The sequence below is a fragment of the Burkholderia sp. MSMB1835 genome, from assembly GCF_001526365.1.
Taxonomy (GTDB): domain Bacteria; phylum Pseudomonadota; class Gammaproteobacteria; order Burkholderiales; family Burkholderiaceae; genus Burkholderia.
The window spans coordinates 35,351-59,613 of the sequence record NZ_LOYP01000051.1; the positions used below are offsets into that span (position 1 = coordinate 35,351).

21 protein-coding genes are annotated in these 24,263 nt (G+C 67.4%); 9 read left to right on the forward strand and 12 right to left on the reverse strand.

Annotated elements, in window-relative coordinates; translation table 11 throughout:
• Window positions 1-32 precede the first annotated feature (32 nt).
• From WS96_RS23745 to WS96_RS23775, 7 genes are all read left to right on the forward strand, one after another.
• A complete protein-coding gene (locus tag WS96_RS23745) occupies window positions 33-1,418 on the forward strand; it encodes an L-serine ammonia-lyase (RefSeq protein WP_059835833.1) in 1,386 nt (461 codons plus the stop codon).
• Window positions 1,419-1,432: 14 nt separating this feature from the next.
• Window positions 1,433-2,677 (forward strand): sarcosine oxidase subunit beta family protein, encoded by a 1,245-nt coding sequence (locus tag WS96_RS23750; RefSeq protein WP_034204196.1) that lies wholly within the window; start codon window positions 1,433-1,435, stop codon window positions 2,675-2,677.
• A 25-nt stretch (window positions 2,678-2,702) separates the two neighbouring features.
• Window positions 2,703-3,017, forward strand: coding sequence for a sarcosine oxidase subunit delta (locus tag WS96_RS23755; protein ID WP_059502184.1), 315 nt, complete (start codon window positions 2,703-2,705; stop codon window positions 3,015-3,017).
• The gene (locus WS96_RS23760) at window positions 3,014-6,025 is read left to right on the forward strand and encodes a sarcosine oxidase subunit alpha family protein (RefSeq protein ID WP_059835835.1); all 3,012 of its coding nucleotides are present in this window, start codon (window positions 3,014-3,016) and stop codon (window positions 6,023-6,025) included. Before WS96_RS23755 ends, WS96_RS23760 begins: the two co-directional genes overlap by 4 nt.
• A complete protein-coding gene (locus tag WS96_RS23765; protein WP_059835837.1) occupies window positions 6,015-6,647 on the forward strand; it encodes a sarcosine oxidase subunit gamma in 633 nt (210 codons plus the stop codon). Before WS96_RS23760 ends, WS96_RS23765 begins: the two co-directional genes overlap by 11 nt.
• The gene (locus WS96_RS23770; RefSeq protein WP_059643814.1) at window positions 6,644-7,084 is read left to right on the forward strand and encodes a dihydroneopterin aldolase; all 441 of its coding nucleotides are present in this window, start codon (window positions 6,644-6,646) and stop codon (window positions 7,082-7,084) included. Before WS96_RS23765 ends, WS96_RS23770 begins: the two co-directional genes overlap by 4 nt.
• Window positions 7,085-7,239: 155 nt before the next feature.
• Window positions 7,240-7,566: a helix-turn-helix domain-containing protein gene (locus WS96_RS23775; protein ID WP_059835839.1), complete on the forward strand. Its 327-nt coding sequence runs from the start codon at window positions 7,240-7,242 to the stop codon at window positions 7,564-7,566.
• Between the two features lie 48 nt (window positions 7,567-7,614).
• On the opposite strand, the gene WS96_RS23780 is transcribed toward WS96_RS23775, so the two are convergent.
• The 6 genes from WS96_RS23780 to osmF all read right to left on the reverse strand — a co-directional run bounded on the left by WS96_RS23780 (window position 7,615) and on the right by osmF (window position 12,694).
• Window positions 7,615-8,301 (reverse strand): lytic transglycosylase domain-containing protein, encoded by a 687-nt coding sequence (locus tag WS96_RS23780; RefSeq protein ID WP_059835841.1) that lies wholly within the window; start codon window positions 8,299-8,301, stop codon window positions 7,615-7,617.
• Between the two features lie 158 nt (window positions 8,302-8,459).
• Complete coding sequence (gene arr, locus WS96_RS23785; protein WP_059835843.1) at window positions 8,460-8,855, reverse strand: NAD(+)--rifampin ADP-ribosyltransferase; 396 nt, start codon at window positions 8,853-8,855, stop codon at window positions 8,460-8,462.
• A 32-nt stretch (window positions 8,856-8,887) separates the two neighbouring features.
• A complete protein-coding gene (locus WS96_RS23790; protein WP_059835845.1) occupies window positions 8,888-9,655 on the reverse strand; it encodes an ABC transporter permease in 768 nt (255 codons plus the stop codon).
• Window positions 9,652-10,599, reverse strand: coding sequence for an ABC transporter ATP-binding protein (locus tag WS96_RS23795; protein ID WP_059835847.1), 948 nt, complete (start codon window positions 10,597-10,599; stop codon window positions 9,652-9,654). Before WS96_RS23795 ends, WS96_RS23790 begins: the two co-directional genes overlap by 4 nt.
• A complete protein-coding gene (locus WS96_RS23800) occupies window positions 10,596-11,774 on the reverse strand; it encodes an ABC transporter permease (RefSeq protein WP_059835849.1) in 1,179 nt (392 codons plus the stop codon). Before WS96_RS23800 ends, WS96_RS23795 begins: the two co-directional genes overlap by 4 nt.
• Window positions 11,771-12,694 carry a glycine betaine ABC transporter substrate-binding protein OsmF gene (gene osmF / locus WS96_RS23805; protein ID WP_034204206.1) on the reverse strand — a complete coding sequence of 308 codons (924 nt, stop codon included), beginning with the start codon at window positions 12,692-12,694 and terminating at the stop codon, window positions 11,771-11,773. Before osmF ends, WS96_RS23800 begins: the two co-directional genes overlap by 4 nt.
• A 167-nt stretch (window positions 12,695-12,861) precedes the next feature.
• Between osmF and WS96_RS23810 the strand changes: the two genes are divergently transcribed.
• The gene (locus WS96_RS23810) at window positions 12,862-13,791 is read left to right on the forward strand and encodes a 2-hydroxyacid dehydrogenase (RefSeq protein ID WP_059835851.1); all 930 of its coding nucleotides are present in this window, start codon (window positions 12,862-12,864) and stop codon (window positions 13,789-13,791) included.
• Window positions 13,792-13,828: 37 nt separating this feature from the next.
• Here WS96_RS23810 and WS96_RS23815 read toward each other — a convergent pair whose 3' ends face one another.
• The 3 genes from WS96_RS23815 to WS96_RS23825 form a co-directional block, all read right to left on the reverse strand.
• Entirely contained in the window at window positions 13,829-14,968 is a 1,140-nt protein-coding gene (locus tag WS96_RS23815; protein WP_156443687.1) for a terpene synthase family protein, read from the reverse strand.
• 7 nt (window positions 14,969-14,975) lie between these two features.
• Window positions 14,976-15,938: an SAM-dependent methyltransferase gene (locus WS96_RS23820; RefSeq protein WP_059781164.1), complete on the reverse strand. Its 963-nt coding sequence runs from the start codon at window positions 15,936-15,938 to the stop codon at window positions 14,976-14,978.
• Window positions 15,939-16,427: 489 nt separating this feature from the next.
• Window positions 16,428-18,383, reverse strand: coding sequence for a Xaa-Pro dipeptidyl-peptidase (locus tag WS96_RS23825; protein WP_059835853.1), 1,956 nt, complete (start codon window positions 18,381-18,383; stop codon window positions 16,428-16,430).
• Between the two features lie 561 nt (window positions 18,384-18,944).
• On the opposite strand from WS96_RS23825, the gene WS96_RS23830 reads away from it, so the two are divergent.
• Entirely contained in the window at window positions 18,945-19,757 is an 813-nt protein-coding gene (locus WS96_RS23830; RefSeq protein ID WP_059835855.1) for a hypothetical protein, read from the forward strand.
• Window positions 19,758-19,772: 15 nt separating this feature from the next.
• On the opposite strand, the gene WS96_RS23835 is transcribed toward WS96_RS23830, so the two are convergent.
• From WS96_RS23835 to WS96_RS23845, 3 genes are all read right to left on the reverse strand, one after another.
• Window positions 19,773-21,041 carry a lipoprotein-releasing ABC transporter permease subunit gene (locus tag WS96_RS23835; protein WP_082720333.1) on the reverse strand — a complete coding sequence of 423 codons (1,269 nt, stop codon included), beginning with the start codon at window positions 21,039-21,041 and terminating at the stop codon, window positions 19,773-19,775.
• A 386-nt stretch (window positions 21,042-21,427) separates the two neighbouring features.
• The gene (locus tag WS96_RS23840; RefSeq protein ID WP_059835857.1) at window positions 21,428-22,834 is read right to left on the reverse strand and encodes a methyl-accepting chemotaxis protein; all 1,407 of its coding nucleotides are present in this window, start codon (window positions 22,832-22,834) and stop codon (window positions 21,428-21,430) included.
• A 238-nt stretch (window positions 22,835-23,072) separates the two neighbouring features.
• On the reverse strand, window positions 23,073-24,143 hold the full coding sequence (locus WS96_RS23845) for a porin (protein ID WP_059835859.1): 1,071 nt from the start codon (window positions 24,141-24,143) through the stop codon (window positions 23,073-23,075).
• Window positions 24,144-24,263 lie beyond the last annotated feature (120 nt).

Genomic DNA, 24,263 nt, shown 5'->3' on the forward strand with positions numbered 1-24,263 from the left:
ACATTTCACGCATGCAACCCAAAGGAAGCCAGATGAACGTCAGCGTGTTCGACCTGTTCAAGATCGGCATCGGCCCGTCCAGTTCGCATACGGTCGGACCGATGATCGCCGCGTGCCGCTTCGCGTCGCACGTCGAGGACGCGAACCTGCTCGGCTTCGTGCGCCGCGTGCGGGTCGAGCTGTACGGCTCGCTCGGCGCGACCGGCAAGGGCCACGGCACCGACAAGGCCGTGCTGCTCGGCCTCGAGGGCCACCTGCCCGACACGATCGATCCCGACCTGATCGAGCCGCGGCTCGCCGCGATCCGCGCGGAGAAGTCGCTGACGCTGCTCGGCAAGCAGACGGTCCGTTTCGACGAGAAGGAACACATCGGCTTCTATCGCAAGCTGATGAGCGGCACCGGCATCGTGCACCCGAACGGGATGCGCTTCCAGGCATTCGACGAACACGGCCAGTTGCTCGTCGAGAAAGAGTATTACTCGGTCGGCGGCGGCTTCGTCGTGAATCGCGACGGCGATCGCGTGAACGGCGTGCGCGCGGCGGTCGACGTGCCGTATCCGTTCCGCACCGGCGACGACCTGATGCGCCAGTGCCGCGAACATGGGCTCTCGATCGCCGAGCTGATGCTGCGCAACGAATCCGCGCTGCGTCCGGCCGACGAGGTGCGCGCCGGGCTGATGGCGATCTGGCGCACGATGGCCGCGTGCGTCGAGCGCGGCTGCAAGGTCGAGGGCGACCTGCCAGGCCCGATGCGCGTGAAGCGCCGCGCGGCCGAACTGAACGGCCGCCTGCGCGCGCGTTCGGAAGAGTCGCTGCGCGACCCGCTGTCGATGCTCGACTGGGTCAACCTGTATGCGATGGCCGTGAACGAAGAGAACGCGGCCGGCGGCCGGGTCGTCACCGCGCCGACCAACGGCGCGGCCGGCGTGATCCCCGCGGTGCTGCACTACTACGTGAAGTTCGTGCCGGGCTCGAACGAAGCCGGCATCGTCGAATTCCTGCTGACGGCCGCGGCGATCGGGATCATCTACAAGGAAACCGCGTCGATCTCCGGCGCGGAAGTCGGTTGCCAGGGCGAAGTGGGCGTCGCGTGCTCGATGGCCGCCGCCGCGCTCGCCGCCGTGATGGGCGGCACGCCCGACCAGGTCGAGAACGCGGCCGAGATCGGCATGGAGCACAACCTCGGGATGACCTGCGATCCGGTGGGCGGGCTCGTGCAGATCCCGTGCATCGAGCGCAACGCGATGGGCGCGATCAAGGCGCTGAACGCGTCGCGCATGGCGCTCAAGGGCAACGGCCAGCACTACGTGTCGCTCGATTCCGTGATCAAGACGATGCGCGAAACCGGCGCCGACATGAAGACGAAATACAAGGAAACGTCGCGCGGCGGCCTCGCCGTGAACGTCATCGAATGCTAACGAAGGATCCAAACATGAGCCGCTACTCGATATTCAGCCTGTTCCGCAACGGCCTCTCGTATCACGAGAACTGGGAGAAGCAGTGGAAGAGCCCGGAGCCGAAGAAGGAATACGACGTCGTGATCGTCGGCGGCGGCGGCCACGGCCTCGCGACCGCGTACTACCTCGCGAAGGAGCACGGGATCACGAATGTCGCGATCCTGGAGAAGGGCTGGATCGGCGGCGGCAACACCGCGCGCAACACGACGATCGTGCGCTCGAACTACCTGTGGGACGAATCGGCCGCGCTGTACGAGAAGGCGATGAAGCTGTGGGAAGGGCTGTCGCAGGATCTGAACTACAACGTGATGTTCAGCCAGCGCGGCGTGATGAACCTCGCGCATACGCTGCAGGACGTGCGCGACACCGAGCGCCGCGTGAACGCGAACCGGCTGAACGGCGTCGACGCCGAATTCCTGACGCCCGCGCAGATCAAGGAAATCGAGCCGACGATCAACCTGAACAGCCGCTACCCGGTGCTCGGCGCATCGATCCAGCGCCGCGCGGGCGTCGCGCGTCACGACGCGGTGGCCTGGGGCTTCGCGCGCGGCGCGGACCGCGCCGGCGTCGACATCATCCAGAACTGCCAGGTGACGGGCATTCGCCGCGAAGGCGGCGCGGTGGTCGGTGTCGACACGGTGAAGGGGTTCATCAAGGCGAAGAAGGTCGCGGTGGTGGCTGCCGGCAACACGACGACGCTCGCCGACATGGCCGGCATCCGCCTGCCGATCGAAAGCCATCCGCTGCAGGCGCTGGTGTCCGAGCCGATCAAGCCGGTGGTGAACTCGGTGATCATGTCCAACGCGGTGCACGCGTACATCAGCCAGTCCGACAAGGGCGACCTCGTGATCGGCGCCGGTATCGACCAGTACACGGGCTTCGGCCAGCGCGGCAGCTTCCACATCATCGAAAGCACGCTGCAGGCGATCATCGAGATGTTCCCGGTGTTCTCGCGCGTGCGGATGAACCGCCAGTGGGGCGGCATCGTCGACGTGTCGCCGGACGCGTGCCCGATCATCACCAAGACCGACGTGAAGGGCCTGTATTTCAACTGCGGCTGGGGTACCGGCGGCTTCAAGGCGACGCCCGGTTCGGGCTGGGTGTTCGCGCACACGATCGCCCGCGACGAACCGCATCCGCTGAACGCACCGTTCGCGCTCGACCGCTTCTACACGGGCCACCTGATCGACGAGCACGGCGCCGCCGCCGTCGCGCACTAACCCCCGCACTGAAGGAGAAACAAACATGTTGCTGATCGAATGTCCGTGGTGCGGGCCGCGCGCCGAATCCGAATTCACGTGCGGCGGCGAAGCCGACATCGTGCGCCCGGTGGCGAACGAGACCATGACCGACCGCGAATGGGGCGAATACGTGTTCATGCGCGAGAACAAGCGCGGGCTGCACAAGGAGCAATGGCTGCACACGCAGGGTTGCCGCCGCTGGTTCAAGGTCACGCGCGACACGGTGACCTACGATATCAAGGGCTACGAAAAGTTCGGCGGGGCTGCCATCAGTGGCGCGGCCGCCGGCAACGCAAACGAAGAGGGCACGAGCAAATGAGCCAGAAAGACCGCCTCGGCACCGGTGGCCGGATCAATCGCGCGATTCCGTTGACGTTCACGTTCAACGGCCGCACGTACCAGGGCTTCCAGGGCGACACGCTCGCGTCCGCGCTGCTCGCGAACGGCGTGCATTTCGTCGCGCGCAGTTTCAAGTATCACCGTCCGCGCGGGATCGTGACGGCGGACGTGGCGGAACCGAATGCCGTCGTGCAGCTCGAAACCGGCCCGTATACCGTGCCGAACGCACGCGCGACCGAGATCGAGCTGTACCAGGGGCTCGTCGCGACGAGCGTGAACGCCGAGCCGACGCTCGAGAACGACAAGTACGCGATCAACCAGAAGTTCTCGCGCTTCATGCCGGCCGGGTTCTACTACAAGACGTTCATGTGGCCGCGCAACATGTGGCCGAAGTACGAAGAGAAGATCCGCGAAGCGGCCGGCCTCGGCAAGGCGCCCGAGGTGCTCGACGCCGATCGCTACGACAAGTGCTACGCGCACTGCGACGTGCTCGTGGTCGGCGGTGGCCCGTCGGGCCTCGCCGCCGCGCATGCGGCCGCCACGGCCGGCGCGCGCGTGATCCTCGTCGACGACCAGCGCGAACTCGGCGGCAGCCTGCTGTCGTGCCGCGCGGAGATCGACGCGAAACCCGCGCTCCAATGGGTCGAGAAGATCGAGGCCGAGCTGCGCAAGCTGCCCGACGTGACGATCCTGTCCCGCAGCACCGCGTTCGGCTATCAGGACCACAACCTCGTGACGGTCACGCAGCGCCTGACCGATCACCTGCCGGTGTCGATGCGCAAGGGCACGCGCGAGCTGCTGTGGAAGGTCCGCGCGAAGCGCGTGATCCTCGCGACCGGCGCGCACGAGCGGCCGATCGTATTCGGCAACAACGACCTGCCGGGCGTGATGCTGGCGGGCGCGGTGTCCACCTACGTGCATCGCTTCGGCGTGCTGCCGGGCCGTAACGTGGTCGTGTTCACGAACAACGACCGTGCATACCAGAGCGCGCTCGACCTGAAGGCGTGCGGGGCGAAGGTGACGGTCGTCGATTCGCGCGCGTCGTCGAACGGCGCGCTGCCGGCCGCGGCCAAGCGGCAGGGCGTGACGGTGATGAGCGGCGCGGTCGTCACGGCCGCATCGGGCAAGTGGCGCGTATCGTCGGTCGACGTCGCGTCCTACTCGAACGGCCAGACCGGCGGCAAGCTGCAGACGCTGCCGTGCGACCTCGTCGCGATGTCGGGCGGCTTCAGCCCGGTGCTGCACCTGTTCGCGCAATCGGGCGGCAAGGCGTGCTGGAACGACGAGAAGGCGTGCTTCCTGCCGGGCAAGCCCGTGCAGGCGGAAGCGAGCATCGGTGCGGCGGCCGGCGAATTCGGGCTGGCCCGTGCGCTGCGGCTCGCGGTCGATGCGGGCGTGGAAGCGGCGAAGGCCGCCGGCTTCACGGCCGCGCAGCGCCCGGCCGTGCCGCAGGTCGCCGAAGCCGTCGAGGGCGCGCTGCAGCCGTTGTGGCTCGTCGGCAGCCGCGAGGCGGCCGCGCGCGGCCCGAAGCAGTTCGTCGACTTCCAGAACGACGTGGCGGCCGCCGACATCCTGCTCGCCGCGCGCGAAGGGTTCGAGTCGGTCGAGCACGTGAAGCGCTATACGGCGATGGGCTTCGGCACCGACCAGGGCAAGCTCGGCAACATCAACGGGATGGCGATCCTCGCGGGCGCGCTCGGCAAGACGATTCCGGAAACGGGCACGACGACGTTCCGCCCGAACTACACGCCCGTGTCGTTCGGCACGTTCGCGGGCCGCGAGACGGGCGATTTCCTCGACCCGATCCGCAAGACGGCCGTGCACGAATGGCACGTCGAGCACGGCGCGATGTTCGAGGACGTCGGCAACTGGAAGCGGCCGTGGTATTTCCCGAAGAACGGCGAGGACCTGCATGCGGCCGTGAAGCGCGAATGCCTCGCGGTGCGTAACGGCGTCGGTATTCTCGACGCGTCGACGCTCGGCAAGATCGACATCCAGGGTCCGGACGCGGTGAAGCTGCTGAACTGGATGTACACGAACCCGTGGAACAAGCTCGAAATCGGCAAATGCCGCTACGGGTTGATGCTCGACGAAAACGGGATGGTGTTCGACGACGGCGTGACCGTGCGCCTCGCCGACCAGCATTTCATGATGACGACCACCACCGGCGGCGCGGCGCGCGTGCTGACGTGGCTCGAGCGCTGGCTGCAGACCGAATGGCCCGACATGAAGGTGCGGCTCGCGTCCGTCACCGATCACTGGGCGACGTTCGCGGTGGTCGGCCCGAAGAGCCGCAAGGTCGTGCAGAAGGTGTGCCAGGACATCGACTTCGGCAACGAAGCGTTCCCGTTCATGAGCTACCGCAACGGCACCGTCGCCGGCGCGAAGGCGCGCGTGATGCGGATCAGCTTCTCGGGCGAGCTGGCCTACGAAGTGAACGTGCCGGCGAATGCGGGCCGCGCGGTATGGGAAGCGCTGATGGCGGCCGGCGCCGAGTTCGACATCACGCCGTACGGCACCGAGACGATGCACGTGCTGCGCGCGGAGAAGGGCTACATCATCGTCGGCCAGGATACCGACGGCTCGATCACGCCGTACGACCTCGGGATGGGCGGGCTCGTCGCGAAGTCGAAGGACTTCCTCGGCAAGCGCTCGCTGACGCGCTCGGATACCGCGAAGGAAGGCCGCAAGCAGTTCGTCGGCCTGCTGACCGAGGACGAACAGTTCGTGCTGCCGGAAGGCGCGCAGATCATCGCGAAGGACACGCAGGTGTCGGCGGTCGATCCGACGCCGATGATCGGCCACGTGACGTCGAGCTACTACAGCCCGATCCTGAAGCGCTCGATCGCGCTCGCGGTGGTGAAGGGCGGCCTGAACAAGATGGGCGAGAGCGTCGTGATTCCGCTGGCCAACGGCAAGCGTGTCACCGCGAAGATCTCGAGCCCGGTTTTCTACGATACCGAAGGGGTGCGTCAGCATGTGGAATGAAACGAGAAACCAGACGCAGGTGGCGGGTGCGGGCGGCGTGACGCTCGAGTCGCCGTTCGTCGGCGCGGCCGACGTGCTGAAGGCGCACCAGGCGCGCGCATCGAAGAAGTTCGCGCTGCGCGAGCGGCCGTTCCTCGATCTCGTCAACATGCGCGGCGAGTTGAGCGACCCGGCATTCGTCGCCGCGTTCGAGCGTGTGGTCGGCTGCCGGCCGCCTGCGGAGCCGAACACGGTGGCACGCGGCGCCGAGTACGACGTGCTGTGGCTCGGCCCCGACGAATGGCTCGTGCGGTCGAACGGGCCGGTTCAGGCCGGCGTGCTCGAAGCGAAGCTGGCGGAGGCCGTGCAGGGCGCGTATGCGGCGGCCGTCGACGTCGGCAGCGGCTACACGGTCGTCGAGGTCAGCGGCGAACGCGTGCGCGACGTGATCGCGCGCGGCTGCCCGCTCGATCTGCATCCGCGCGTGTTCAAGCCGGGCCAGTGCGCGCAGTCGCACTACTTCAAGTCGCCGATCACGCTGATCCCGACCGGCGACGCGTCGTTCGAGATCGTCGTGCGTCGCAGCTTCGCCGACTATTTCGTGCGCATCATGCTCGACGCCGCGGCGCCGCTCGCATCATGAAGCCGTTCGACGAACCGTTCGTGGCGATCGACGCGCCGCGCCTGCGCGGGCGCGGCTGGAGCGTGTTCGTCGACGAACTGAAGGTGCCCGCGCGAATCGGCATCCACGCGCACGAGCATGAAGCGCCGCAGCCGATCGTGATCGATGCGCGGCTCGGGTATCGCTGCGAGCCGAGCGAGCAGGGCGAGTGGATCGATTACGACGGCTATTGCGCGCGCGTCGCGTCGTTCCTGTCGCACAAGCCGCATACGCGGCTGCTGGAGACGCTCGTCGCCGATCTCGCGGTGCTGTCGTTTCGCGAATGGCCGGCGCTGGAATCGCTGACGCTGTCGGTGTACAAGCCGAAGATCCGGCCCGGCACGAAACGCGTGGGCGTGTCGCTCGACTGGACGCGTGGCGATTACCTGCGGTGGACGGGGGCGGCGGGGCAGTTGTGATTAGGGGGCCGGATCGAGGCACGAGGGAGGTGATTCGGCGAACCCGGCAGCGCGGCGGCACGGATGTGCCGCCGAACTCGTTTATAGTTCCTGAAATATGCGAACAATCGGCGGTTATTGGCTGCCGCTCGCTTTGTTCCTGAAATCCCGGAATTATGGCCCGCACGCTACCGCGACCTATTGCAAAGCCCGACCCGCTTGCGCTCGATCTCGCTGCATTGGGGGCGCTCGTGCGCAACCGGCGCGCGCAGACCCAGATGCGGATCGACGATGCGGCCGACATGCTCGGCGTCTCCAAGGACGTACTGTCGCGCCTCGAGAACGGGCGCGCGGTGAGTCTCGACAAGCTGTTCAAGGTGCTGGACGGTTTTGGCCTGAATTTGCTCGTCGTGCCTAAACGAGACGTTCAGGTGGCGCGCAACGCAGTGCGCGATCACGCGACGGCGCGCGCCGCTACCCCGGAGTCTCATGAGGGCGCGTGACTGCGCCCGAGATCAACGTTGAATTTTGCCGGTATCGGCCTGCCGCACTTACTTCGCGTTGCGGTTCGCGCCAGGCGCCGGGCCGGACGGATCGCTGACCGGCACCATGTGCGCCTTCCCGTCGTTCGCGGTATTCGCGCTTTTCGCGTCGTCCTCGGGTTCGAGCACGAACCGGAACGAATCGACCCGCTGCATCACCTTCGCCGCGTACGCACTGGATCCGCCGCTGTAGCTCTTCAGCCCGGCCTGCACGTTGCCGCCGGCCGCTTTCACGTAGCCTGACAGAATGCGCGAGCCGGCATCGACGTTCGCATTAGGCTCGGTGAGATCCTTCACGTTGCGCAGCATGCCTCGGTGCGCGGACGGCACGACCTGCATCAACCCGGTCGCGCCGTGCTGGCCGCGCGCCTTTTCCTGGAAGCGCGATTCGATCGAAATGATTGCGTAAACGAGTGCCGGCGGCAGCGAATATTTCGTCGCAGTCACGCTCACGATATCGGCGAGCTTCGCAGCCTTTTCTCTTGCGACGCCGAATTTCTTCGTCAGGTAGGACGTGATGCGGCGGTTTGCTTCGTTCGGCTGATCGTTGGCGTTCGCGAGCGGCGCGGACGCGACAGTCGGCGCCGATGCCGGTACGTCGGGCGCGGAGGCGGGCAATGCGGGCGCCTGCTGCGCCGCGACCTGTTGCGCAATGCCGAGCGAAAGCACGATCAGCCAGAAGAACCGTCGTCGCATGGTCGAGTGCGGGGAAATGGGAGGCGCATAGTATATCGGCCAATCGCGGAAGACGGTCGAGCGCTCGCTCGAATGAAAGCGATGTGTAGGCTTGTGACGTCCACAACGATCGACGCGCCGATCGTTGCGCGGACACGCATCGGAGTCCGGACGAAACGCTAGTTGATGATCTCGCCGATGCCGGTTTCGATGCGGCTTCTGAGTTGCCGGATGAACTCGGGATCGTAGGGTTCCCAGCTATCGAGTTCGCCGACGATTTTCAACGGCAGGGTGCTTCGATACGATCGCGTCGGATTGCCCGGGAATTTCTTGTCCGTGACGTTCGGGTCGTTTTCGAATTCCCCGGTGGGCTCGACGATGTAGACGCGCGGTCGGCCCTCGCCTTTGGCCATTTCCGCAGCCAGGCCCGCGCCTTTGGGCAGGGCCGTGAAATAAACGTGATTCATGACGACGTCGTCCCGATAATTCGATCTGAAACCCGCCGTCAGCAAATCGCCGATCCGCAAATTCGCTTTCGTGCCATGAAAAAACGGGCCGGCGTCCAGGACTGACATGGTGGCTCCTTCGAAAAATTGCGTGACCGATGTTAAGCGCGCCGCGCGCTCGCCACCCGCGCGATCGCGCCGATCGCGTCGCTGACGAGTACCGCGAGCAAGCCGACGATCACGCCGCCTTGCAGCACGAACGCGGTGTTCGACGTCTGCAGGCCCGCGATGATCACGTCGCCGAGCCCGCGCGCGGCGACCGTCGAGCCGATCGTCGCGGTGCCGAGATTGATCACGACCGCAAGGCGCACGCCGTTAACGATCACCGGGAACGCGAGCGGCAGCTCGACGGACACCAGTTGCTGCCAGCCGCTCATGCCCATCCCGCGCGCGGCGTCGACGACGTCGCGCGGCACGTCCTCGAGCCCCGCGATCGTGCTTTCGAAAATCGGCAGGAGCCCGTACAGCACGAGCGCGATCAGCACGGGCTTCAATCCGAAGCCGACTGCCGGCACAGCAAGCGCGAGCACGGCGACCGGCGGGAAGGTCTGGCCGATGTCGACGACGCTGCGCGCGACTGGCAGGAAATCCGCGCCGAACCGCCGCGTGACCGCGATGCCGGCCGCGACCGCGACGATCGTGCCGATCAGGCTCGACAGCGCGACCGTGCCGAGATGCGCGAGCGTGAGATCGAGCAGGCTCGCGCGATCGTAGATCACCGGCGCGCCGTTGTCCGCGAACGGCGCGAACAGGCCGTGCAGCCACGCGGGGCGCAACAGCAGCACGAGCAGCAGCGCGAGCGCGGCCGCGCGGGCGACGTACGCGGCAAGCGAAGACCGCTTGGGCCGCACGCTGCTGCGCGTCGTCATGCGGGCTGCCTCGCGTGCGAGCGGATCGCGTCGAGCGTGATGCGGCGGGGGCCGTGCGCGTTGCCGTTGCCCGTATCGTCGACGGGCAGCGCGTCGACCCCGCGCCACAACAATTCGGACACCGCATCGCGCAGCGTGCGCGTCGCCGCGATCGGCTCGCCGTCGGCGCGGCCGGCTTCGGCCACGGCGTCGATCGGCGTCAGCGCGAGCAGGCGCAGCGGCCGGTCGACGCCCGCGACGAGCTGCTCGACGACCCCCGCTGCCGGCTTGCCGAGAATTTCGGCGGGCGGCGCGACCTGCAGCAGCCGGCCGCCGTCCATCACCGCGATCGTGTCGCCGAGCTTCAGCGCTTCCTCGATATCGTGCGTGACGATCACGACCGTGATGCCGAGGCGGCGCTGCAGCGCGAACAGGTCGTCCTGCGCCTTGTTGCGGATGATCGGATCGAGCGCGCCGAACGGTTCGTCCATCAGCAGCATCGCGGGCTCGGCCGCGAGCGCGCGGGCAACGCCGACGCGCTGCTGCTGGCCGCCCGACAGTTCGTGCGGCAGCTTGCCCGCGAATTCGGCCGGCGCGAGATGGAACAGGTCGAGCAGTTCGTTCACGCGCGCGTCGATGCGGGCGGCCGGCCAGCCGAGCAGGCGCGGCACGGTCGCGATGTTGCGCGCGACGCTCCAGTGCGGAAACAACCCGTGCCCCTGGATCGCGTAGCCGATGCCGCGGCGCAGTTGCTCCGGCGCGACGGTCGCCGTATCGACGCCGTCGATGCGGATCGTGCCGCTGGTCGGTGCGATCAGCCGGTTGATCATGCGCAAGAGCGTCGACTTGCCGCTGCCCGACGCGCCCACGAGCGCGGTGATCGTGCCGCGCTGCATCGTCAGCGATACGTCGTCGACGGCGACCACGTCGCCGAAGCGTTTGCCGATCCGTTCGATCTCGATCATCCTGCACGCCCCTTCGCGAGCGACGTCGCGGCTTCGAACACGACGGCGGCCGCCAGTGCGAGCGCGATCGTCGGGATCGCGCCGAGCAGCACGAGATCGGCGGCCGATTGCCCGATCCCCTGGAAGATGAACGTGCCGAATCCGCCGCCGCCGATCAGCGCGGTCACCGCGGTCAGGCCGATGTTCTGCACGAGCACGATGCGCACGCCGCTCAGGATCACCGGCAGCGCGAGCACGAGATCGACGCGCAGCAGCCGCTGCGCGCGTGTCATGCCCATCGCGCGCGCCGCTTCGGTCACGTGCGGCGGCACCTGTCCGAGCCCGACCACGACGCTCGATGCGATCGGCAGCAGCGAGTAGAGGAACAGCGCGAGCGCGGCCGGCGCGACGCCGATGCCGCGGATGCCGAGTGCGGCCGCGAGCGGCACGTGCGCGGCGAGCAGGCCGAGCGGCGCCATCATCAGCCCGTACATCGCGATGCTGGGAATCGTCTGCACGATATTGAGCACGGGCATCGCGACGGTGCGTACCGCCGCGATGCGCGCGCACGCGATGCCGAGCGGCACGCCCGCGACGAGCGCGGCGGCGACGGAGCCGCCCGCGAGCGACACGTGACGGATCGCTTCGCGCCAGAAATCGTCGCTGCGCACCGCGTATTCGCGCATCACGGAGAGGCCGTCCCACCAGCCGCTCGCAAGCGGCACGGAAACCGCCGCTATCGCGACGGCGAGCGCGACGAGGCGCCGCCACGGGCCGAACGCGAGGCGGGCGAGCGCGTCGGCGATGAGCACCGCCCACGCGAACAGCAGCAGCCAGACGCCGGCGTCGGGCGACACGCGGGCCAGCATGTCGTCGGGCGCGACGACGTGCGTCGCGGCCGCGCCGACCGCATACGCGAGCGTCGCGAGCCCCGCGCAGCCGGCCGCGAGCCGCCACGCGGGACGGCTCGCCGTCATCGTCCACAGCGCGCCGGCGGTCCATAGCGCGGCGAGCGCGGCGCCCTGCATCGCGGGCAGCGCGGCGAACACCGATAGCCCGGTGCCGGCCGCGATCCGGTTCGGCCGCAGCACCGCGAACGACAGGCCGAACACGGCGACGATCGTCAGTACGCCGATCAGGATGCCGACCTTGTCGAGCGTGACGCGCCGCGCGGACGCCGCCGCGCGCTCCGTCATTTCACGAAACCCTTCGATTTCAGGTAGCTTTTCGCGACGCCGGCAGCCGGCTCGCCGTTGAGCTGGATGCGCGCGTTCAGCGATTGCAGCGTCTTCAGGTCGAGGCTCGCGAACACGGGCTTCAAATACTCGGCGATTTGCGGATGCGCTTTCAGTGCGGCTTCGCGGATCACAGGCGCCGGCGCATAGACGGGCTGCACGTGCTTGTCGTCGTCGAGCACCGCGAGGCCGCTCGACGCGATGCCGCCGTCGGTGCCGTAGACCATCGCGGCGTTCACGCCGTCGGTCTGGTTCGCGGCGGCCTTGATCGTCGCGGCCGTGTCGCCGCCGGACAGCACGACGAGCTGCTCGGGCTTCAGCTTGAAGCCGTACGCTTTCTCGAACGACGGCAGCGCGGACGCGCTGTTTACGAATTCGGCCGATGCCGCGAGCTTCACCTTGCCGCCGCCGGCCACCCACTTGCCGAAGTCGGAGAAGGTCTTCAGGTGCTGCGACTGTGCGACGGGCGCGAGCAGCGCGACGCCCCACGTGTTGTTCGCGGGCGCCGGGGCGAGCCACACGAGATGGTTCGCCGCGTAGTCGAGTTGCTTCGCGGTGTCGTAGCCCTGGCTCGCGTTCTTCCACACCGGGTCGTCGGCCTTGTTGAAGAAGAACGCGGCGTTACCCGTGTATTCGGGGTAGATGTCGATCTCGCCGCTCGTGAGCGCCTTGCGCACGATCGGCGTCGTGCCGAGCGCGATCTTTTCGGTGACGGGAATGCCGTGGGCCTTCAGCACCTGTGAAATGAGGTTGCCGAGCAGGTTGCCTTCGGTGTCGATCTTCGACGACACCACGACGGGCGTGTCGGCGTGCGCGCCGGGCGCCGCGATGGCGGCGGCGAACGCGAGGCCCAGGATCCGGGCGGGCAGGGCGAGCTTCATCGGGGCCAATCTCCAGGACGGGGGCGTACGCCGAAAGTTACTTGACTGAGCCGGCTTTGGCAAACCGCATGCGGCGGCGTGTCCACAGCCGGTGTGGGGATAACCCGCACCCGTCATACGGGCTTGTTACACTGAAATTCGTTCCCCGCCTGCGGACATTTGCTGACATGAAGCCCGAGCTGCTGGTCCTCATCGCGTTGCGCGGCGACGCGCATCGCGAGATCGCCGCGTCGTTCGACGTGCGCTACGCCCCGACGCCCGACGAGCGCGAACGCGCGATCGCCGCACACGGCAGCACGATTCGCGCGGTGCTGACCAACGGCAGCACGGGATTGACCGCCGCGGAGATCGACCGGCTGCCGCAGCTCACGTTCGTCAGCGCGCTCGGCGCGGGCTACGAGCACATCGATGTCGCGCACGCGAAGGCGCGCGGCATCGTCGTGGTCACGGGCGCCGGCACCAACGACGACTGCGTCGCCGATCACGCGTTCGCGCTGCTGCTCGCGGCGGTGCGCAACGTCGTGCAGCTCGATGCGAAAACCCGCGCGGGCGTGTGGCGCGACGGGCTGTCGATGCCGCCGAACGTGTCGGGCAAGAAGCTCGGCATCGTCGGGCTCGGCAAGATCGGCGAGAAATGCGCGCGCCGCGCGGCTGGCTTCGACATCGAGATCGGCTATCACAACCGGTCGGAGAAGCCGGGGCCATACCGCTATTTCGACCGGATCGACGCACTCGCGCAGTGGGCCGATTTCCTGATCGTCGCGACGCCGGGCGGCGCGGGCACGCGGCACCTGATCGATCGTACCGTGCTCGATGCGCTCGGCCCCGGCGGCTTTCTCGTCAACGTGTCGCGCGGCAGCGTTGTCGATACCGCTGCTTTGGCGGACGCGCTGCGCGAACGACGCATCGCGGGGGCGGCGCTCGACGTGTACGAAGGCGAACCGGAGCCGCCGCGTGCGCTGACGGATCTCGACAGCGTCGTGCTGACGCCGCACATGGGCGGCTGGTCGCCCGAGGCGCTCGATCGTTCGGTGCGGCAGTTTCTCGACAACGCGACGCGGCATTTCGCCGGGCAGCCGGTGTTGACGCCGGTGTAGGCGGCTCTCGGCGGTGCCGGCGCGAAACGAGGCCGGATCAGCTCGCGGGGCGGCCGCCTGCCAGGTCCGCAGCCGCCACTTCGTCGGTGGACGGTAGCGGCCGAATGGTCACCTCGCCCGAAATGAACCTTTTTCCTTTGAAATCCCGGCCGTGGTAGCGCGTGCTGATCGCGTGGAATTCGGCATTGCCGGACGCCAGATGCTCCAGTTCGGTCACGTATGCACGCACGTCCGCGTCCTGTCCGAGCGGGCCGGCGAGGACGCGCTCGCGCGCGGCGATCAGGTTGCGCTCGTTCTCGGCAACCAGCGTGGCGAGCTTGTTCAACGCGTCCTGCAGCGTCAGGCCTTCGCGGTACATCAGCAACCAGACGGAATTGACCGAATCCGCGATGTGAATCTCCTTGCGGAACGAGTACGGGTCGTTGACGAGCGTAATCGAATCGATCGCGGCCGTTCTCATTTCAGCCAGCGACCGGTCGGCGATCAGGTGGTCGGTCATGTCCACGTCGATCGCGTACTCGGTCATGAGGGCCGCCCATTCCCCGTAATTGTCGATGCGCCGCATCTCCAGATACGCGTCGAACGTGAGCTCGTCCATCTTCAATGCCAACGGATCCGTCTGCCTGACGATCAACGTACGAAGCGATTCCTCCAGCCGTTGCCAGACGCGGGGTTTCGACGCCAGTTGTTCCTTGATGGGCAGCAGCCCCTCATACAGCAACTGCGCGATCGGCGCGCTGTCCGGCGGGCGGACGCCGGCGATCGCGTCGAAGTAATGCTGTCGCAACGTCGAACGCCGGTGCGCCTGGTCCAGCATGTCGGGGTTGGTGATGGTGTCGTCGATCAGCGTGGTGATGCTCATCATCCGCTCCAGATCGTAGATCCTGTCGTTCCGGGTGTGCGGATAGCACAGGCCGCCGAACGACGGCATGCTTTGCGCCAGATAATGTTCGACGGCCTTCTGGCTGCCGTAGTACGCGAGGATGTACGGGCTGTCCGTGAGCGCGATCCGGCGTTCCGCCTCGTCGTGGAGCGGATGCCACATGGGCTTCAACTGCAGATGGAAGTCCGGGTGGAAGATCTTTTCCCCGGGCTTCGGCAGGCCGGGGAGATCGCGAACGAAGTTGGGAATCTCTTTCATGGCGGGTTCTCGGGCTGGAGGTCGGGCGGCCGGCAAGGGGCCTTCATCGATCGCGCTTGAGCACGAAGCTGTAGATCGACACCTGGCGCTTCACGATGGCGACGGCCAGGCTCTCGCACATCACGCGCAGTTCTTCCAGCGCGCCGACGGCACCCCCCGGAAAATGGCGCTCGATGTTCTCCTGCACGCTCAGCAGCCATCGTGTCGCGTCCATCCGGTTCGGCAGGATTCTCATGTCGTGGACGCGAAAGCCGCTTTGCTCGAACACCTGGCGCAGGTACGCCGGCGTCTTGCGATACTTGCATGCCAGCCTGTCGACCAGATCGGGCGTATCGGAGCGGTATGCCTGGAGGTCGACGTTATACAAGTTGTCCGAAATGACGACCGTTCCGTTCGCGGACAGCCGTTGCCGCAATTTGGCCATCACGATTTCGAAAAGATCGTAGGGGAAATGGGAAATCACCCCGCGCATGATCGCAAGATCGTAGAGGTGCTCGACATCCGGGAGCAAATCGATATCCAGCGCATTACACCGGAACAGGTTGATCCTGTCGGACAAGGCGCGCGCGGCATTGACTTCGGCGCAGTATGCGAGCTGGCGTTCGCTGATGTTGATGCCGTCCAGGCGACGACAGTCGGGAAACCGTTCGGACAGATCCCGCAGCACCGTTCCCCAGCCGCACCCGATATCGAGTACACGGTCGATGCGCGGGCGGCCGGGCGAGTCCAGGCCGGCGAGCTTCAATTGCAGCTCGAAATACCTGAGGCCGGATTCGTCGAGGTCGATCGGTTCCGGCGATCGGGCAGGGTCGTAGATACCGAACTGGAACCACAGGCGCTCGCCGATCGCGCTGCTCCAGCTTTCCGGGTCGTCCTGGTAGGCCAGTGCGACCCGTGCCTCATAGTCGTTTCGTTCCCGGCCTCGTATCGACGCGAATGGCTTGCCCGCGCGGCCACTCAATGGCGATCCCGACCCGACGGCGGTTTCCGTGCTGATAGTGTTCATTGCCATTCTCCGAGGCTGGCGCGACGTCATGCACGTGGTGGCCGGACTACCGTGTCCGGCCAGTCCGGTTGCGGTTGAATTGCGATTGCGTGATTGAAACTGGCGCATCCCTTTCTTCGATCGATACGGCGAATCAGTGACACCCCATTAAAAAAACAAACGATCGCCATGGGCCGCGACGCCGGCAATCGCCGGTCGGGCTGGAAACGGTAGACGGTATGCAGGTAAAGGGAATCCCCGGGGGCGACCGGTTACGAATATCCGGATTATCGATTTTCAAATCTAGTCGATCGAATTTCGATGTCAAGCGACGGAATTCGTTTCGTTTTTTGATTTAAAGCGCCGCTTGGTTCATGAAATGCGGAATGATTATTCCGGCGCGTCTTTTTTGGGGAAAACAGAAAATCGGACCGGACGAACGACATGATCCGGGATGCCGGCGTACCGGCATCCCGGATCAGTTCAACGCGGTACTGCCGCCGCCGCGGCTCAGGAGGCCGCGAGCGGCACCGTCACCGACGTGCCGGCCGGATCGAGCGTCAGGCCCGTGCCGGGCGTCGGCCGCAGCGTCGCCTCGTAGTCGCTGGAGAGGACGACGAGCCCCAGCCGGTGGCCGGCTTCCAGCTTGTAGTCGCGCGGCATGAACGTCAGCTTCAGGTCGTACGGCATGCCGGGCAGCACGGGTTGCGACACCCACTCGGACAACCGGTTGCGCGGGTCCGTCCACGCACGCGTGACGATCGTCGCCGTGCCGTCCGGTGCGCGGTCGACCAGCAGTGCCGTCACGTTCGCGACACCCGTGAAGGTCAGCCTGACGCGCGCGGTCGCGGCGCCGGAGAGGCGCGCCGCGGCCGTCAGCGGGGCCGTCTCGAAGCGGCTGCGGTTTTCGCCCGTCGGCGTGTTCGCCAGCGTGAGCGCGGGAATGCGCGCATCGTCGGTGAAGCGTGCGAGCGGGCCGCCGCTCGGCAGCCGCAGCAGCGTGCCGGTGGTTGCGCCGTCGCCGCCCGCGAAGTACGTGACCGGCGTGGCATGCCGCGCGGCCCAGTCGGCTTCCTTCAGCAGCGTGCCGTCCGCTTGCGCGATCACCGCGCGCGGATCGCGTTCGACGCCGTTGTCATAGCCGATCAGGTAGCGCGTGAACCACCGGTTCACCTCCGCGGTCCAGGCGTCGGCCATCGCCGGCACACGGGTCGGATCGGTGTGTTTCAGGCGATGCAGCCACAGCTGGGTCGGCACGCCCTGGCGTCGCATCGCCAGATACCACGACGTCGACTGGTCGACGCGCACGTTGTCGTCGGTGAGCCCCTGCGCGACGAGCGCCGGTGCGACCGCGAACGCGGTCGGAATGTCGCGCGCGGCCCAGAACGGCGAATAGTCGCCGGTCTTGCGATCTTCCTGCTGCAGCGCTTCGTCGATCAGGTGCGTGCAGCGCTCCGGATGCGCGTTCGTCAGCAGCGCCTTGATGTACACGTCGACATCCTCGCCCTGATAGCCTTCCGGCGCGCGCACGAGCCCGCCCGAGCGGTAGTAGCCGTACATGTTCGACAGCCCGGCGATCGGCACGATCGCGTCGAGCCCGCGCGTGCGCAGGCTCGCGACCATCTTCGGCAGCGTGCCGTCGTACGACACGCCGTACATGCCGACGTGGCCGGTCGACCAGTTCGCGACGACCGTCTTGCCGTTCGCGTCCTTCGCGGTCGCGTCGCGGCCGAGCCAGCGGATCACCGACGCCATCGCGACCGATTCGTCGCGTGTCAGGATCGTCGGGCAGCCGTCCGAGCCGGCGGTGCCGAGCGAATCCGCATAGACGATCGTGAAGCCGCGCGGCACGAAGTAGCTTTCGATCCACGAGCGGCCGGCGGCGGCCGCCTCGACCTGCTGCAGCATCCGCGATTGCGGCGCGGCGGCCAGGATGCGGGTGGACGCCGAGGCCGCGGCGCCGGCCGCCGCGGCCGGATGCGGCGTGCCGTCGAGTTCGACGTCGACGTCGTGGTCGGGGCTGTCGGCGAGCCCCGCGTAATACGGGCTCGCGAGCACGATGACGGGCGTGCGCGCGCCGTTCGCGGTCTCGGACGGCCGCACGATGCGCACGTGGATGCGGTCGCGCGTGCCGTCGCCGTCGGAGTCGACCGGTGTGTCGACCCACGCGTGCTCCTCGATCGTGCCGCCCGACAGCGACGGCTGCACCTGGCCGTTGCTGATCACCGGCTTGTAGCGTCCGTTGCTCGCGGGATTCGCGTAGGGAACGCCGGACGGCGAAAAGTGCGACGCGAGCGATTGCGTATCGGCCGTATCGGCCGCGGCGGCGGCCCCCTCCCGTTGGCCCTGCGCGAGCGCTGACACGCCCGCCACGCTGCCGTCGTCGCCGCCGCACGCGGCGAGCGTTGCGGCCGCCACGAGCGCGGGCAGCCATGCGCGCCGCACTCCGGTTCGATGAATGTTCATTGAATCGACCTCGTCTCTTGTGTTTGTCTGGAACCGGCCGGCTCGCGATACGCCCCCTGCGGCCTGGCCGGGTGCTGCGTCGGATGAAGCGGAACTGCACCATCGAACAACGACGGGCGAGACGTACGGGACGCTCGCCCGATGCCGGCGCGCGTCAGGCGACGCGCAGCCGGCCGGCGTCGAGGCGAGCGCATCGCCCCGAACGGAAATCGTCAGTACGGCGGTTCGCTGCGAACGCCGTGAATACAGGAGTGCGAATCGAATGCGGGCATGCCCGGGCTTCCTTCAGGTTTCGGATGAAACGGAACGGCACGATGCGATGAGGCGGGAATGTTGCGAACGACGGTGCTGCAACGGCAGGAAAGCGCGACGCGAGTCGCGCACGCTGGCCGGATTGCTTTCCGGAAGCTTGCGCAAAAGTTATCGCAGTGAAATGTCCGTGTCAAACTTTTTTAGTTCATGTCAAACAAAGTTTCGGTCCGCGCGCGGAAGGCGGCCTCAACTTCCGCGAAATCCCTCCGTAAACAGTGAAAAACTTGCTGAAAAACGAGAGAGAGGGCAATGACGATTCCGGTCACGGCGGCGGGGGGCCTGACGCTCGCGCAAATGGCGCAGGCGGCGCTCGATGGGCGCCAGACAACGGACACGACCGCGTCCGGCGCGTCGCAAGACGAGCCGATGAGCATCCGCGCGATCGACCCGGAGGCGATGCAGGCGGCGATGACGAAACAGTTGTCGATGGTGGGCGACCTGTCGATGAAGCTGCGCGGCGTGACCGACGCGCTTGCGACGAGCCTGCAGGACATCGTCACGAAGCGCCCCGATCTGGCCGATGCGCAGTTCGACTTCATGACCGACAACGGCCGGATCAAGGTCGTGTCGGAGACGCTGACGGACAGCGACCGCGCGTGGGTCGAATCGACGCTGAACGCGAACGCCAGCCTCGTGCTCGCGACGCGCGATTTTCACGAGCAGGCCGTCGACCTCGCCGCGCAAGGCGCGGCCGTGCGCGGCGACACGTTCACGGACACCGATCGCGCGGCGGCGAGCCGGGGCGCCGATGCGCGCTTTCACTTCATGAGCCTGCTCAACCGGTCGGTCGCGGACAACCCGCCGCCCGTGCCGCCCGGCGGACACTTCATCACGCAGGACGGCGCGCTGCTGAAGATCGCGCCCTCGGCCGGCAGCGCGCGCGGCACGCTGGCGCTGCTGAACACCGCGCGCCAGCTGTCGTCGGGCACGGCGATTTTCGTCGACGCGTCCGGCAACACGTCCTACGGCATGCGCACGGAGCTCGTCAACGTCGGCTTCGACGTGCTCGCCGACTACGCGCCGGACGGCGGCAACAGCGTCGGCTTCCACGAGATCGCGTAATGCCGCGCCGCGCGCCTACTCGTCGCGCAGCGCCTCGGCCGGCCGCACCCGCGCGGCGCGCCAGCTCGGGTACAGGGTCGCGACGCACGACATCAGGAACGCGGCCGACGCGATCTCGATCACGTCGATCGCCGACAGCTTCGACGGCAGCGCGCTGAGGAAATACACGGACGGCGTCAGGAAGCGGATGCCGAGCCACTGCTCGATCGCCGGCAGCACCACCGGGATGCTCACCGCGATCGCACAGCCGAGCGCGACGCCCGCCAGCGTGCCGGCGAGGCCGATCGTCATCCCCTGGATCGCGAAGATCTTCATGATCGAGCGGGGCGGCGCGCCCAGCGTGCGCAGGATCGCGATGTCGCTCTGCTTCTGCGTGACCGTCATCACGAGCGACGACACGAGGTTGAACGCGGCGACCGCGACGATCAGCATCAGGATCAGCGACAGCATCCGTTTCTGCAGCCGCTCGGCTTCGAACCACGTGCGGTTCTGCCGCGTCCAGTCGCGGATGTACAGGTTGCCCGACAGCGTGCGCGACAGCGCGAGCGCGATCTCCGGCGCGCGCTGCAGATCGTCGACGCGCAGCCGGATGCCGGTCGGCGCGCTCACGTTGGCCAGTTGCTGCGCGTCGCGGATGTGGATGTACGCGAGCGCGCTGTCGTACTGGTAGTGGCCCGATTCGAACGTGCCGACCACGTTGAACTGGCGGAACCGCGGCAGCGCGTCGCCCGGGCGCGCGGTGTTGCCCGGTGCGAAGAACGTGACGCGGTCGCCGATCTTCGCGTGGAGCGCGTCGGCGAGCGCGGCGCCGAGCACGATCCCCATCTCGCCCGGCACGAGCGCGTCGAGGCGCCCCGTCTTCAGCTTGCGCGCGATCTCGGACACGCGCGGCTCGAGCACGGGATCGATGCCGCGCAGCGCGACGCCCGTCACGTTGCCCGCGTTCGTCAGCAGCGCCTGCGCGTCGACATAGGGCGCGACGGCACGCACCGCGCCGTTCTGTAACGATTCGTGCGCGGTCAGCCGCCAGTCGGGCATCGAGCCGGACGGCGAGAAGATTTCCACGTGCGCGAGCACCGCCAGCATCCGGTCGCGCACCTCGGTGCGAAAGCCGTTCATCACCGACAGCACGACGATCAGCGCGGCCACGCCAAGCGCGATGCCGGCCATCGCGGCGCCGGCGATGAACGACACGAAGCCGTCGCCGGCCGAGCGCCGGCCGCCGCGCGCGTAGCGCAGCCCGATCTGCCATTCGAACGGGAGTTTCAAGCGGTTTCCTTTCATTTCGATTCGATCCTGCCGAGCCGCGCATTCTAGCGAACGCGGCGTGAGCGCGTGCAGAGGTCGGACGGCGGTTGGAAGCCCGTGAAAATCCGCCCGACCGGCCGGTCGTCGGCGTGGCGCGCCGGCACGCCGATGTTTCCATCGTTTCGGGTCTAGTCGACACTGGCGGCCAGCATCCGGCCGGCCGTCGAGCGTGCCCGTGTACTGGAAGACCAGCACGTGGTGATCGTTCGGCGATGCATGGACGGCCGGCGTGTTCGGCCCATACGTTCTGGCAGCCGCGCACGGCCGGCAGCTATACGGTGCGGATCGTCGACGATCACGGGCGCAGCGATCCGCGGCCGCTTGGAGGTGGGGCTGGAAGCAGTAGGCGGCCCGGCGCCGATTCAGACGCTGTAGCCGATCCGCAGGACACCCCATGGCCGGCCGCCGACGACGATCGGCGCGGACACGTCCTTCATCAGCGCGAACTGGCCGTTGCCCATGTCGCGCCGATAGGTCTGCAACAGGAACGGCTTGTCGTGCGATACCGACATGCGCGCCGTCCGGTCCGTGTAGATCCGGCGGTTCCGGCAATTCGCCGCGTTCCAGGCGGCGTCCGCGCGCTGGGGCAGCGAAAACTTCCGGTTGTGGGTGGGCAGGTAGCACTGGCGGTCGAAGCTCGCGCAATAGACGACGCGGTCGTCCATGTCGAGCACCGGCTCCTGGATGGCGGGCAGCACGCGATCGGTGAACGCCGTGAAGCGCGTCATGAACTGCTGCGGGTCGGTACCTGGAATCGGTTCGTAATGCGTATCGAAGAGCGCGTCGAGCGCGATATCGCCGCGGGCGACCGCGTCCTCGAACAGCTTGCCGATCGCGGCGGCCGTGCGCCGCGCGGTGTCGATCAGGCGCGTGTCGGGCGATTCGATGCCGGTCGCGGCCGTGAGTTCGATCAGCGTCTCGGAAACGGAGAGCAGATTGCCGAGCCGGTCCTTGGCCTGCGAGAAGTTGTCGGCCGAGTTCTCGACGCCGGACGCCATCTCGCCCACCTGCTCGTCGAGGCGGTGGCACTGCGTCTCGATCTCGTCCGTCAGCGACGCGATCTGTTCGGCTTCGCCGGCGAGCTCGGTGATCGCGTGGCCGGTCGCGTGCACGACCTCGCCGATCGTACGCGTGCCCTCGCGCACGCGATGCGCGCGGGCGGCGTTGTCGGTGCCTTCCGCGATCAGGTGTTCGGTCTGTTCGGCGAGCCGCGCGAGGGTCGTCTCGATCTGGGCCGTCGCCTGCCCGGTCTTCGCGGACAGGTTCTTGACCTCGGCCGCGACGACCGCGAAGCTGCGTCCCGATTCGCCGGCGCGCGCGGCCTCGATCGCGGCGTTCAGCGCGAGCAGATGGGTCTGTCGCGCGATGACGGAGATTTCCTCGGACACGGCCCGCACGTGATCGAGCGCGTCGCGCAGCGCGCCCATCTGGTCGCCGATCGTGGTGACGCCCTCGACGAGCCCGTGAATGTCGGCGAGCGATGCCTCGATCGTCTGCTGCGACTGCCGGACCGCATTCGACGCATTGGCGCTGACGTCGCGCACCTGCTGCGCGGCTTCGGCGATCCGGTGGTTGCCGCGCAGCGTGAGCGCGGCCGATTCGCGCAGCGTATGGCACACCTGCGCCTGCCGGGCGACCCGGGCCGCGACTTCCTCGACGTGGCCCGATACGTCGCAGATCTCGATGCCGAGCCTGCCGGCCTGTTCGGCGATGTCGCCGACGAGCGCGCGCGACGAACGGCGGCCGCGGGCGATTCCGAAGAGGTTCACGTTGGTGGGTCTCCTTGAGGGCATGCGCGCCGGGTTCCCGGCGGAGGTTGCGCGTGCGTTCCTGACTTGACGGCCGCACGGCCGCGGACTTGAGGTCGGGTAAACATCGAGATCGGCATGCCCGATGGTCGGACCGATGCCGGCCGGGATGCGCTTGCGCCATGTTTTCGCGGCGGCGGGGCCGCGGTGGGGAGCCGGACGGGCGGCGCGCGGCGGCCGCCCGTGCGCAGGCGCTGCGTCAGAACACGTGGTGGATGCCGGCGTTGACGCCGACCGTCGTGCCCGGCAACCCGTACAACGCGCCGCCCGTGATGCCGAGGCCCGTATTCATCGCACCGTGGTTGTTGACCACGCCAACCTGCGCGTACAGGCCCGTTCGTTTCGACAGGCTGTAGTCGGCGCCGATCGCGGCAAGCAGCGAATGATTGTGCGAATCGTTGCGGTCGGTCGTGTACCACGCACCGGTGTTCAGGTCGAGGGCCGGCGTGACGCGATAGTCGAGGCCGGCGCTGTATACGTCGTTGCTGAACGAGCCGGCGACCTTGTAGCGCGTGAACGACGCCTTGCCGGTCACCGGCCCGAACGTATAGGCGGTGCCGAGCGTGCGGCCGACGAACGCGATCGTGCTCGGCACCGGCGTCGGCGACGTGCCGCCGTTGCCGTCGTAGAGCGCCGCGTTGAGCATGAAGCCGCCGTTCGTATAGGTGAGGCTGCCGGAGTACTGGCGTCCTGCCTGGAAGTCGCCGGCCTTTCCGCCGAAACCGAACATCGCGCTGGCCGTCAGCCCGGCGATCGTGGGGCTCGTGTACGAAATCGCGTTCGGGTTGAAGAGGCCCGTGACGAGCACGTTGTCGACATACGGCACCAGCGCGGCGCCGAAGTGCGAGACGTTGCGCGGATCCGATCCGAGTATCGCGAGCACGAACGGCGAGAACTGCAGGCCGACCTTCGTTTCGCCGAAGCCGCCGTCGATCCCGACCCACGCCTGGCGGCCGAAGAAGTTGCCGTTCGAATGGCCGAACGCGCCGTCCGTGACGTTGAAGCCGCTTTCCAGCTTGAATCTCGCGTGCAGCCCGCCGCCGAGATCCTCGGTGCCGGTGATGCCGAAGTTGGTCGGCGTCATGCCCGTATCGGTCAGCGCGAACTGGCGGCCGGCGTTGCCGCCGGTTGCCGAATCGAGCGATCGGTTCGTATAGAGCAACGCCGCGTCGAGGTCGCCGTACAGCGTGACGCTGCTCTGCGCGAAACCGTTCGGGCTTGCCGCCGCGCCGAGCAGCGCCGCGCAAATCGTCCATGTCCTGCTCTTCATCGTCTGTCTCCGTTTTTGTGAATGTTGTAATACGTATGACTAATTAAAACTTCGATGGCGAAAGCGACGCGGGCCGCCTGCATGCCGCGCCGTCGGGGAACGCGCCTTCGCGCTCGCGAG